Source organism: Nocardioides sp. GCM10030259 (assembly GCF_042666375.1).
Classification (GTDB): Bacteria; Actinomycetota; Actinomycetes; order Propionibacteriales; family Nocardioidaceae; genus Nocardioides.
Genome location: NZ_JBHTDF010000005.1, coordinates 38,328 through 49,891, shown reverse-complemented (window position 1 = coordinate 49,891; position 11,564 = coordinate 38,328). Strand labels below are relative to the sequence as shown.

Genomic DNA, 11,564 nt, shown 5'->3' with positions numbered 1-11,564 from the left:
GGCCACGAAGTCCTCCCAGGAGAGCGCGCCGGGCACCTCGGCATCCAGGCAGACCAGCGTGGTGAGGTGGGGGAGGTCTCCACTGATCTGCTGCACCAGCGGCGCGAACCGCTCCTGGAAGAACAACGTGACGCACTCGAAGAGGTCCAGCAGCTCCTGGTTCTCGGCGGCCTCGTTGCGGGGGTTGATAGGGCACCACACGGCTCCGGCGCGGCTGATGCCGAAGACGCACGTGAACGCCAGCGGGTCGTTCGCCGACAGGATCGCGACCTTGTCGCCCGGCCGGACGCCGTGCCCGACCAGCGCGGCGGCGATCCGCCCGCTCAGGTCGCGCACCTCGCCGTACGTCTGCGAGACGCCGTCGGTCGTCAGGCAGGGGGCGTTCGGATCGAGCGAGGCGCCCTTGTCGAGGTAGTCCGCGAGACGCACGGTCAGCCCTGGACCGTCAGCACGGGTTCCGAGACCAGGCCGAAGCCGCGCAGCACCCCGAGCAGCTCGCGGTGGCCGAACGCCTGGCAGCCCGAGGCGAAGCCGACCCGCTTCGGGGGTTGCTGGAGCAGCGAGTACGCCGCGTACGCCTGAAGCGCCCCGGTCTGCTTGTAGTTCTGGTTGCCGTGGATGACGCAGTGCGCGCGCCCGAGGGGTCCGGAGGCGTGCACCGAGTCGAGCGACTTGTTCAGGCGCGGGTTCTCGCGAGGAGGCATCTCGCTCATCACCTGCGACGCGGTGGCGGTGAGCGCGGCGTACTTCTCGTCCGGCGCCATGTCCTTGGTCGCCTCGACCGCGGCGGCCACGATCTGCGGCACCCCCAGCATCAGCGGCTTGTTGAACACGCCGCCGAGCACCTTGCAGGTGGCGACGCGCGGGTCCTTCTTGAACCAGACCGGGTGCGAGGTGCCGCCCCACGGAAGCGCGAGCGCCAGCTCGTGCTGGCCGGGGATGGCGAGCTGGTAGAGCCCGGCGCCGGAGTCCCAGGGGACGTACTGGTTCTGCTCGAGGTAGTAGGCGCCGGCCAGCGCCGCGTTGACCAGGATGGTCAGCGTCGAGGCGACGGTGGGGCTGCCGCCCCAGAAGACCGCGATGTCGAGGGTGTCGAGGCCGGGCCGCTCGAGCGCGATCTCGGCGGCGATCTCGCCGGTCGTGTACATCTGCGCGACGCCGGGCGCCAGCAGCAGCCCGGCGGCCGCGTAGTCGGCGCCGTACCGCTCGTCGCAGGTGATCAGCCAGTCCTGCTCGCCGGTGGTGTCGAGGTAGTGGACGCCGGCGGCGAGCGCCGCCTCGACGACGGCCGGGCCGAGCTGGCTGAAGGGACCGACGGTGTTGCAGACCACCGAGGCGCCCGCGAACAGTTCGGCCAGGGCCTCCGGGCTGCCGTCGCACGCGGCGACCTCGTAGTCGGCGGTCTCGATGCCGGCGACGTTCGACTCCATGGAGCTCTTCAGCCGCCCCTCGTCGCGGCCGGCGGCCACGAACGGGACGTGGTACTCACGGAGGTACTCGCAGATCAGCCGGCCGGTGTAGCCGGAGGCGCCGTAGACGACGACCGGCCGAGAGGAGGTGCTGGGCTCGCTCATGGTCACATCCCCATCCCGCCGTCGACCGGGAGGCCGACGCCGTTGACGAAGCGCGCCTGGTCGGACGCGAGGAAGACGACGGCGTCCGCCATGTCGGCGACCTCGCCGAGCCGGCCGGACGGCGTGAGACCGACGACGGCCTCGACGGCGGCCTCGGGTGACTCGAAGAGCCCGAGTCGGGCCATGTCGACCGCCAGCCCCTGCCCCATCGCGGTCGGCACGAGGCCGGGGTAGACGCAGTTGACGCGGACGCCGTACCCGAGCTTGCCGGCCTCCATCGCGGCGACGCGGGTGAGCCGGTCGACCGCGGACTTGGTGGCGGAGTAGATCGGGATGCCGGGGAACGCGATCGTCGCGGCGACGGACGCGACGTTGACGATGCTGCCGCCCCGGCCGGCGACGCCGTCGGGGCGCATCGCGCGCAGTCCCCACTTGAGGCCGAGCGCGGTGCCGAGGACGTTCACGTCCAGCATCGTGCGGATGTCCTTCGGCTCGACGTCGACGATCAGGCTGCTGATCTCGACGCCGGCGTTGTTGACGAGTACGTCGAGGCCGCCGAAGTCCGCGGCCGCGGCGTTGACCGCGTTCTCCCAGCTGCCCTCGTCGGTGACGTCGAGGTGGACGAACCCATGGCCCTCGCCCGGCAGCGTGTCGGCGACCTTGGCCCCGAGGTCGTCCTGGAGGTCGGCGACGACGACCCTGGCGCCGGCCGACGCGAGGGCGTGCGCCATGCCTTCGCCGAGGCCCTGGGCGCCTCCGGTGACGAGCGCCGTGCGGCCCGTGAGATCGACTGCGGTCATGGGAGCTCCTCGGGAGGCGACGTGGTGGTCGTCACAAGGTAGGCGGCACCCCTTGACGACTGTCAAGACTTTGCTGGACATTCGTCAAGACAATTCTGGACAATCGTCAAGATCGACGACCGGGACCGGCGTCGGTCGCGTACAGTGACGCCCGACCACGCGGGAGGAGATGGGCGGTGGCAGGCACCAGGGAGGCGCGACGCGCCCCGGCCGACAAGTACGACGAGCGCCGCAACCAGCTCGCCGAGTCGGCGCTGCGGACCCTCGGCGAGCTCGGCTACGCCCGCACCAGCCTCCGCGAGATCGCCAACAACTCGGAGTTCAGCCACGGGGTCGTGCACTACTACTTCTCCGACAAGCTCGAGCTGATCGTCTACTGCGTGCGTTACTACAAGGCGCGGTGCGTGACCCGCTACGACGCGGTCGTGGCGGAGTCGACCACGGCCGAGGGACTGCTCGACGCGTTCGCGGCCAAGCTGGTCGAGACCCTCCGCGAGGAGGCGGCCATGCACCGGCTCTGGTACGACCTGCGCACCCAGAGCATGTTCGAGGAGAAGCTCCGCGAGGCCGTGCTCATGATCGACGGGACGCTCGAGGACATGATCTGGCGGATCGTGAGTCGCTACGCCGAGCTCTCCGGTCGCGCGGTCGCGATGTCCCCCGCCGCGGCGTACGGCGTGCTCGACGGGCTCTTCCAGCAGGCCCTGCTCGGCCACCTGACCGGCGCGGCCGGGGCCGAGGAGTCGATGGCCGCCCAGGTCCACGAGCTCATGCCGTTGATGCTGCGCCCGTGACGCGGGTCGGCGCCGGCGGGCGACCTCGGGTACCCTAGGCGCATGCGCAGGAACCTGCTCCTTACGCAGCCGCACTGACCACCTCCAGTGCGGCCACCCCTCACGCCCGAGGGGTTTTTTTGTGCCTCGGGCCGGGAGCGAGCAGAGTCCCCACCGAACGCGAAGAGAGATCGAGATGAGCGAGCAGGAGACGTACGACGTCGAGCAGGTGCAGGAGAAGTGGCTGCCCGTCTGGGACGAGCTGCAGCCCTTCCGTGCCGACGACGAGTCGCCGCGCGAGAAGAAGTACGCGCTGACGATGTTCCCCTACCCGAGCGGCGACCTGCACATGGGTCACGCCGAGGTGACGGCGCTGCACGACGTGATCGCGCGCTACTGGTGGCAGCGCGGCTACGAGGTCCTGAACCCCATGGGCTGGGACTCCTTCGGCCTGCCCGCCGAGAACGCCGCGATCCGCAACGACGAGCACCCCGCGACGTACACCTACGCGAACATCGAGACGCAGTACGAGTCCTTCAAGCGCTACGGCATCTCGTTCGACTGGTCGCGCCGGCTGCACACCTCCGACCCGGAGTACTACCGCTGGACCCAGTGGCTGTTCCTGAAGTTCCGCGAGCGCGGGCTGGCCTACCGCCGCAACAGCCCGGTCAACTGGTGCCCCAACGACCAGACCGTGCTGGCCAACGAGCAGGTCGTCGACGGCAGGTGCGAGCGCTGCGGCGCCGACGTCACCAAGCGCGAGCTGACCCAGTGGTACTTCAAGATCACCGAGTACGCCCAGGAGCTGCTGGACGAGCTGGACCGGCTGGAGCCCACGTGGCCGCCGCGGGTCGTCACCGCGCAGCGCAACTGGATCGGCCGCTCCGAGGGTGCCCACGTCGACTTCGCCGTCCAGGGGCGCGACGAGCCGATCACCGTCTACACCACGCGTCCGGACACGATCTTCGGTACGACGTTCATGGTCGTCGCCGTCGACTCCGCGCTGGCCGAGGAGCTGGTGACCGACGGTCAGCGGGACGCCTTCGAGGCCTACCGCGAGGAGATCCGCAAGGAGACCGAGATCGAGCGGCTCTCCACCGACCGGCCGAAGACCGGCGTCGACCTGGGCGTCACGGCGACCAACCCGGTCACCGGTGAGCAGATCCCGGTCTGGGCGACCGACTACGTGCTGGCCGACTACGGCACCGGCGCGGTGATGGGCGTGCCCGGCGGCGACCAGCGCGACTGGGAGTTCGCGACGGTGATGGGCCTGGAGATCATCCGGACGACGCAGACGCCGGAGGGCTTCGAGGGCGAGGCCTTCCACGGCGAGGGGCCGGCGATCAACTCCCCGTCGCCCGGGGTCGACGCCGCGCTGGACATCAACGGCCTGGACGTCGCCGCCGCGAAGCGGGCGACCATCGACTTCCTGGAGCAGCAGGGGACCGGCAAGGGCGCGGTCAACTTCCGGCTGCGCGACTGGCTGCTGAGCCGCCAGCGCTACTGGGGCGTGCCGATCCCGATCATCCACTGCGAGAAGGACGGCGAGGTCGCCGTACCGTACGACCAGCTGCCGCTGGAGCTGCCGGAGCTGCGCGGTGCCGACCTGAAGCCCAAGGGCGTCTCGCCGCTGGCGGCCGCCACGGAGTGGGTCGACGTGGAGTGCCCCACGTGCGGCGGTCCGGCGAAGCGGGACAGCGACACGATGGACACGTTCGTCGACTCGTCGTGGTACTTCCTGCGCTACTGCTCGCCGGACTACACCGACGGACCCTTCGACGTCGAGAAGGCCAAGGCGTGGATGCCGGCCGACATCTACGTCGGCGGCGTCGAGCACGCCGTCCTGCACCTGCTGTACGCACGCTTCTTCACCAAGGTGCTGCGGGACATGGGGATGCTGGACGTGGGCGAGCCGTTCGCCTCCCAGCTGAACCAGGGCATCGTCATCAACCAGGGCCGCAAGATGAGCAAGTCGCTGGGCAACGGCGTCAGTCTGGGGGACCAACTTGCGGCCTACGGAGTGGACGCCGTACGCCTGACGCTGGTCTTCGCCGGCCCGCCGGAGGACGACATCGACTGGGCCGACATGTCGCCCGCGGGGTCGCTGCGCTTCCTGCAGCGCGCCTGGCGGCTGTCCGGTGACGTCACCTCGGAGCCCGGCACCGCCGCCGAGGGCGGCGACGTCGCGCTGCGCCGGGTCACCGCGCACACGGTGCACGAGGCGGCCGAGCTGATCGAGTCCTACCGGTTCAACGTCATGGTCGCGCGGGTCATGGAGCTGGTGAACGCCACCCGCAAGGCGATCGACTCGGGTTGCGGCCCGGCCGACCCCGCCGTACGCGAGGCCGCCGAGGCCGTGGCGATCCTGCTGTCGCTGGTCGCGCCGTTCACCGCCGAGGAGATGTGGGAGTGGCTGGGCCACCGGCCGACCGTCGCCAAGGCGGGCTGGCCGGCCGTCGACCCGGCGCTGCTGGTCGAGGAGTCGGTCACCGCCGTCGTCCAGATCCAGGGCAAGGTCAAGGCGCGCCTGGAGGTCGCCCCGGACATCACCGAGGCCGACCTGGAGCAGCTGGCGCTGGCGGACCCGGGGGTCGTGAAGGCGATCGACGGCCGGCAGGTGCGCAAGGTGATCGTGCGCGCGCCGAAGCTGGTCAACGTCGTCGTCTGATCACTCCGACCGGTAGCCCAGCACCGACCGCGTCATCTGGTTGCGGGTGTCGAGGAGCTCCGACAGCGAGGCGTCCACGTCGTCTGCGGTGACGCGCAGGTCGGCGTCGGGCGCCCGCTCGGCCGCGATGACGGCGGCCCGGCGCAGCAGCTCCTTGATGAAGGAGGCGGTCACGCCGTCGGTGCGGTCGAGCACGTCGTCGATGCGGCTCAGGTCGACGTCGAGCGCGCCGCGGTAGAGCTCGACGAGGCGGCGACGCGACTCGCGGTCCGGCAGGTCGACGTGGACCGCCTGGTCGACGCGTCCCGGGCGGGCGGCGAGCGCCGGCTCCAGCAGGTCGGCGCGGTTGGTGGTCAGCAGGAAGACGACGTCCGCGTCCTCGGCCAGTCCGTCCATCTCGTTGAACAGCGTGAAGAGCAGGAGGGTCTCGCCGCCGTAGTGGTCCCGCTGCTGCGCGATCAGGTCGACGTCCTCGACGATGATCATCGCCGGCTGGAGGGCGCGGGCGATCGAGCACGCGTCGCGGATGGCGCCGAGGGTCTCGCCGGTCAGCTCGATGATCGTCGTGTCGGCCAGCTGGCTGACCAGGTAGCGGACCGTGTGGGTCTTGCCGACGCCCGGCGGGCCGTAGAGCAGCAGCCCGCGCTTGAGGTGCTGGCCGGCCGCGCGGAGGCGGTCGCGGCTGTGAGCGACGCCGACCACCTGGCGACGTACGTCGGCGAAGGTCTCCGTCGGCAGGATCAGGTCGTCGGGCGACATCGTCGGGCGCTCGTGGATGCGCAGCAGCGCGGAGCGCTCGCCGAACATGCTGCGCCCGAAGGAGACCACCTGGCCCCGGTAGACGTTGAGAGTGAGGGCGAGCTCGCGCAGCTCGGCGGTCAGCGCCGCCGCGGCCTCGGGCCGGTTGGCGACGACCTCGACGCTGACGCTGCGGTGCTCGCTGTCGTGGTCGGGGCCGCGCACCAGGAGCGCGAGCCGGTCGGCGCCGTCCTCGGCGAGCACCAGCGCGGCGCGCAGGCACTCACGGGTCTGGCCGTCCGGCCCGGACGGCAGCGTGACCCGGGTGATGTTGCCGGGACGCGGGCCGTGGAGCTGCTGGACGGCGTCCTGGCCGATGAGGTCCGCGAGCCCGAAGGACCCCCGGTGGCGGTAGTCCCTGAGCCCGACGAGGCTGTGGTTGCGCCCCGGCGCCGCGAGCCAGGCGTCCAGGGCGCCCTGGACGTTGACGTGCTCGTAGCCCGGCCAGGCCTCCTCGGTGACCGCGAGATCCTGCACCGGGACGCCGAGGTGGTCGGCGACGAGCGTGCGGAAGGTCGGCTGGTCGGCGGCGCGCGCCTGGTGCACGAAGCGGCGGACCAGCATCCGCCCGTAGCCGCCCAGGTCGGAGACCCGGAACGACGTGTCGTCGCCGGGAGGGAGGTCCGGTCCGCTGAGGACGGTGAAGTGGCTCACGCACGGAAGTGTGCCGGTCCGCCATCGTTCGTGCGCGGGAGTTCCTGGCGTTCGTGATCGTCTAACCTCTCCGGCATGCCGGTCACGATCGTCACCGACTCGACCGCCAGCCTGCCTGCGGAGCTGGCGGAGAAGCGGGGGATCGTCGTGGTCCCGCTGCAGGTGGTCATCGGGGCGGACGTGTACGACGAGGCCCCCGGCGGGGCGACGCCCGAGCTGGTCGCGGCCGCCCTGAAGGAGTGGAAGCCGGTCAGCACCTCCCGCCCGGGTCCGGCCGCGCTGCTCGAGGTCTACGAGCAGGCGGTGCGCGACGGCGCGACCGAGATCGTGTCGGTGCACCTGTCCGGCGACATGAGCGGGACGTTCGAGTCGGCGCAGCTCGCCGCCCGCGACGCGTCCGTGCACGTCGTACCCGTCGACACGCGGCAGGTCGGCTTCGCGACCGGCTTCGCGGCGCTGGCCGCTGCCGACGTGGTCGACGCGGGAGGCAACGCCGACGAAGCGGCCGAGGCGGCGCGGGCCCGCGCGTCGGCGTCGTCGTCGCTGTTCTACGTCGACACGCTGGAGTACCTGCGCCGGGGTGGGCGGATCGGCGCCGCCGCCGCGCTGCTCGGTGGCGCGCTGGCGGTCAAGCCGCTGCTCCAGATCGAGGACGGCAAGGTCGCCTCGCTCGAACGGGTCCGGACGTCGGCCCGGGCGCTCGGCCGGCTCGAGGAGCTGGCCGTCCAGCGCGCGGGCGACGGCCAGGTGGACGTGTGCGTCGCCCACCTGGCCAACCCGGACCGGGCCGGGCAGCTCGCCGACCGGCTCGGCGAGCGGCTCGCGGCGAACCTCGCCGGGCGCGAGGTCTGGTGCGGTGAGCTCGGCGCCGTGCTCGGCGCCCACGTCGGGCCCGGGATGATCGCCGTCTGCGTCGCGCCCCGCTGAGCCGGGAACCGTCCACAGGATCCGCTCCGACCGGGCCGTCCACAGCGGCGTACGACGACCGCGCCGGTGGTCGGCCCCGCTGCCTAGCGTCGCGACATGGCCTCCCTGCGACCCCGCGCCGACCAGATCGCCTCGCGGCGGCTGGAGCTGCTGACCGCCGAGCTCCACGCCGCCCGCCCCGACCCACCTCCGGAGCAGGACTCGTGGCTCGAGGGGCACACGCGCATCCGCCCACTGCGCGCAGTGCCGGACCCGGTGCCCGAGCCGGCGCCTCCGCTCCCGCCGGTCGTGCCGGTGCCGGGACGGCACGCCGCCCGACGGGCGCGCGCAGCGCCAGGAGGGGTGCCCGACGCGCTCCGCGGCCGGATCTCGCTCGGCCCGTCCCAGCTGCTGGTCGTCGCCGTGCTGGTGGCCGTCGGGCTCGCCGTCACCGCGTGGTGGGTGGTGCGCGGCGACCCGCAGCGGCTGGAGGCGCCCGGACCGCTCCTGGCGTCGGCAGCCCCGCTCGCTGACGCGACCGCGGCCGCCGCGTCGCTCGAGAGCCCGGGCGCCACGGCCCCCGGCGGTGCGGCCGGCGTGACCGTCGACGTCACCGGCAAGGTCCGCAAGCCCGGGATCGTCGTCCTCGATGTCGGCGCACGCGTCGTCGACGCGCTCGAGGCCGCCGGCGGCGCGCGGCCCGGTGTCGACCTGTCCTCGCTCAACCTGGCTCGGCTGCTCGTCGACGGCGAGCAGGTCGTCGTCGGCCGACCTGCGACGGCTCCGGTGGCGATCCCGTCCGACGGAGCGCCGGCGTCCGGTGCCCTGGTCAACCTCAACACGGCCGGCCAGGCCGAGCTGGAGACGCTGCCCGAGGTCGGGCCGGTCACGGCCGAGGCCATCCTCGCCTGGCGCACCGAGCACGGCGGGTTCTCGGCCGTCGACGAGCTGCTCGAGGTCGACGGCATCGGCGACGCGACACTCGCGCAGATCGCGCCGCACGTGACGGTGTGAGGTGGCCGGCGGTGGGGTGGACGGCGGTGAGGTGGACGGCGGTGACGACGAGCGGCCCGCGGGAGCGGACCTGCGGATGCTGGCCCTGGGTGCCGCGGCCTGGGCTGGCGCCGGCCTCGCGCGCTGGTCGGGGTGGTGGCTGGTCCCGGTCGCGATCGCCTGCGCCCTGGTGTGCTGGCCTCTCGTGCGGAGGCGACGCAGCCGCGCCGCATCCCGCACCGCATCCCGCACCGCCGGCGGCGCGCTGCTCGTGCTCGTCGCGACCGGCACCGTCACGCTGCTGCGCCTCGACCAGGTCGCGCAGGGCCCGGTCCACGCGCTCGCCGCCGATCGCGCGGCGATCGGGGTCGTCGGCACGCTGGTCTCCGACCCGCGCCCGGTCGCCGGCCGCTACGGCGAGGCCGTGGTCACCCGCCTCGAGGTCCGGGAGGTGACCGGACGCGGTTCCTCGTACGCCGTCGCGTCGCCGGTGCTCGTGATCGGGGACGCCGACTGGCTCGAAGTCCCGCTCGGGTCGCGGGTCCGCGCCTCCGGCCGGCTCGGTCCGGCGGACGACCACGACCTGGCCGGGGTGCTCGCAGCGCGCGGTCCGCCCGATGTCGTGGCGGCGCCCGACCTGTGGTGGCGCGGTGCGTCCGCGGTGCGCGCCTCGATTCGGGCTGCCGTCGCCCACCGGCCCGCGGACGAGCGGGCGCTGGTGCCCGCCCTGGTCGACGGCGACGACGCCGGGCTCGACGAGGGCCTCGCGGAGGACTTCCGGACCGCGGGCCTCACCCACCTGCTGGCGGTCTCCGGGACCAACCTGACATTGGTCGTCGGGTTCCTTCTGGTGCTGGCCCGGTGGGCGGGGGTGCGAGGACGGGGTCTGCTCGTCGTCGGCGCCCTCGGGATCGTCGGCTTCGTGCTGCTCGCCCGCACCGAGCCCAGCGTGCTCCGGGCCGCGGTGATGGGCACGGTGGCGTTGTTCGCGATGGGGACCGACGGCCGCAGACGGGGGACCCGGGCCCTGGGCGTGGCCGTGGTGGTGCTGCTGCTCGCGCAGCCCGGGCTGGCGGTGCAGGCTGGGTTCGCGCTGTCGGTGATCGCGACCGCCGGCATCGTGCTGCTGGCGCCGGTCTGGCGCGACGCGCTCCGGCGCTGGCTCCCGCGCTGGGTGGCCGAGGCCGTCTCGGTGCCGGCCGCGGCGCAGCTGGCCTGCACCCCGGTCGTGGCCGGCCTGTCCGGACAGGTGAGCCTGGTCGCGGTCGCGGCCAACCTCGTGGTGGCGCCGGTGGTCGGTCCGGCGACCGTGCTCGGCCTCGGCGGCGGGCTCGTCGGCCTGCTCTGGCCGGCCGGCGGACGGCTGCTCGGAACGCTGGCCGGCTGGTGCGTGTCCTGGATCATCCTGGTGGCCGGGCGCGCGGCGGCGCTGCCCGTCGCGGCGGTTGACTGGGGGAGCGGCGCGCTCGCGCTTGCGGTGCTCACGGTCCTCGTCGTCGTCATCGCACTCGCCGGTCCGGTGCTGCTCCGGCACCCGGTCACCGGGGTGGGCTGCTGCCTGCTGCTGGCGCTCGTCGTCGCCGTCCGCCCCCCGACGCCGGGCTGGCCGCCGTCCGGCTGGGTGCTGGTCGCGTGCGACGTCGGTCAGGGCGACGCGCTGGTGCTCAACGCGGGTGACGGCGCCGCCGTCGTGGTCGATGCCGGGCCCGAGGCGACGTCCGTCGATCGTTGTCTCGAGCGCCTCGGCGTCGGGTCGGTGCCGCTCGTGGTGCTCACGCACTTCCACGCCGACCACGTCGACGGGCTGACCGGCGTGCTCGACGGCCGGCCCGTTGGTGCGATCGTCACCACCGGACTGCTGGACCCTCCCGAGGGCGTGCGGCAGGTCGAGCAGGCGGCGGCCGATGCGGGGCTGGTGCCGCAGGCGACGTTCGACGGTGCGATCACGGCTGTCGGCGACGTGTCGCTCCAGGTGCTGTGGCCGCCAGCGGACGCGCCGACGACCGGGCCCGGCGACGGCAGCACCGCGAACGACGCGAGCGTCGTGCTGCTCGCACAGGTCGGTGGCGTGCGGATCCTGCTCACCGGCGACGTCGAGCCTGACGGACAGGCGCAGCTGGCGCGAGCCCTGCCGGGGCTGCGGATCGATGTGCTCAAGGTGCCGCACCACGGCAGCCGCTACCAGGACGAGGACTGGCTGCTCTCCCTCGGCGCCCGGGTCGCCGTGGTCTCCGTCGGCGCTGACAATGACTACGGCCATCCCGCCCCCGACGCTCTCGAGCCGCTCGAGGCGGCCGGCGCCCGGGTGCTGCGAACCGATCAGGACGGCGACGCCGCGGTGGTCGCCGACGGCGGCGTCCTGGCCACCGTGACGTCCGGCGGGTAGCCCCGTCGGGTG

Annotated in this window: 9 protein-coding genes; 5 read left to right on the top strand and 4 right to left on the bottom strand. The window is 73.1% G+C overall.

The window, feature by feature from the left end; translation table 11 throughout:
- The 3 genes from ACFQQI_RS04745 to ACFQQI_RS04735 form a co-directional block, all read right to left on the bottom strand.
- Window positions 1-429: AMP-binding protein (locus tag ACFQQI_RS04745; protein ID WP_378558698.1), on the bottom strand; the 429-nt coding region annotated here is incomplete at its 3' end.
- A gap of 2 nt (window positions 430-431) precedes the next feature.
- Window positions 432-1,574 carry a DUF5938 domain-containing protein gene (locus ACFQQI_RS04740; RefSeq protein WP_378558696.1) on the bottom strand — a complete coding sequence of 381 codons (1,143 nt, stop codon included), beginning with the start codon at window positions 1,572-1,574 and terminating at the stop codon, window positions 432-434.
- Between the two features lie 2 nt (window positions 1,575-1,576).
- Window positions 1,577-2,374 (bottom strand): SDR family NAD(P)-dependent oxidoreductase, encoded by a 798-nt coding sequence (locus tag ACFQQI_RS04735; RefSeq protein WP_378558694.1) that lies wholly within the window; start codon window positions 2,372-2,374, stop codon window positions 1,577-1,579.
- A 176-nt stretch (window positions 2,375-2,550) separates the two neighbouring features.
- Here ACFQQI_RS04735 and ACFQQI_RS04730 point away from each other — a divergent pair, with 176 nt between their 5' ends.
- A complete protein-coding gene (locus tag ACFQQI_RS04730) occupies window positions 2,551-3,168 on the top strand; it encodes a TetR/AcrR family transcriptional regulator (protein ID WP_378558692.1) in 618 nt (205 codons plus the stop codon).
- Window positions 3,169-3,343: 175 nt separating this feature from the next.
- Window positions 3,344-5,815 carry a leucine--tRNA ligase gene (leuS, locus tag ACFQQI_RS04725; protein WP_378558690.1) on the top strand — a complete coding sequence of 824 codons (2,472 nt, stop codon included), beginning with the start codon at window positions 3,344-3,346 and terminating at the stop codon, window positions 5,813-5,815.
- Here leuS and ACFQQI_RS04720 read toward each other — a convergent pair whose 3' ends face one another.
- Window positions 5,816-7,267, bottom strand: a complete 1,452-nt coding sequence (locus ACFQQI_RS04720; protein ID WP_378558688.1) for an AAA family ATPase — start codon at window positions 7,265-7,267, stop codon at window positions 5,816-5,818. It abuts the gene before it with no gap.
- Window positions 7,268-7,342: 75 nt separating this feature from the next.
- On the opposite strand from ACFQQI_RS04720, the gene ACFQQI_RS04715 reads away from it, so the two are divergent.
- The 3 genes from ACFQQI_RS04715 to ACFQQI_RS04705 all read left to right on the top strand — a co-directional run bounded on the left by ACFQQI_RS04715 (window position 7,343) and on the right by ACFQQI_RS04705 (window position 11,552).
- On the top strand, window positions 7,343-8,194 hold the full coding sequence (locus tag ACFQQI_RS04715; RefSeq protein ID WP_378558687.1) for a DegV family protein: 852 nt from the start codon (window positions 7,343-7,345) through the stop codon (window positions 8,192-8,194).
- 96 nt (window positions 8,195-8,290) lie between these two features.
- Window positions 8,291-9,187: a helix-hairpin-helix domain-containing protein gene (locus tag ACFQQI_RS04710; RefSeq protein WP_378558685.1), complete on the top strand. Its 897-nt coding sequence runs from the start codon at window positions 8,291-8,293 to the stop codon at window positions 9,185-9,187.
- A gap of 1 nt (window position 9,188) precedes the next feature.
- Window positions 9,189-11,552 carry a ComEC/Rec2 family competence protein gene (locus ACFQQI_RS04705; protein ID WP_378558683.1) on the top strand — a complete coding sequence of 788 codons (2,364 nt, stop codon included), beginning with the start codon at window positions 9,189-9,191 and terminating at the stop codon, window positions 11,550-11,552.
- Window positions 11,553-11,564: the final 12 nt, after the last annotated feature.

What these genes read in the sequence shown, in the direction of transcription:
- ACFQQI_RS04710 (WP_378558685.1), top strand. Translation starts at nt 8,291, where the DNA reads ATGGCCTCCCTGCGACCCCGCGCCGACCAGATCGCCTCGCGGCGGCTG.
- ACFQQI_RS04735 (WP_378558694.1), bottom strand. Translation starts at nt 2,374, where the DNA reads ATGACCGCAGTCGATCTCACGGGCCGCACGGCGCTCGTCACCGGAGGC.
- ACFQQI_RS04740 (WP_378558696.1), bottom strand. Translation starts at nt 1,574, where the DNA reads ATGAGCGAGCCCAGCACCTCCTCTCGGCCGGTCGTCGTCTACGGCGCC.
- ACFQQI_RS04715 (WP_378558687.1), top strand. Translation starts at nt 7,343, where the DNA reads ATGCCGGTCACGATCGTCACCGACTCGACCGCCAGCCTGCCTGCGGAG.
- leuS (WP_378558690.1), top strand. Translation starts at nt 3,344, where the DNA reads ATGAGCGAGCAGGAGACGTACGACGTCGAGCAGGTGCAGGAGAAGTGG.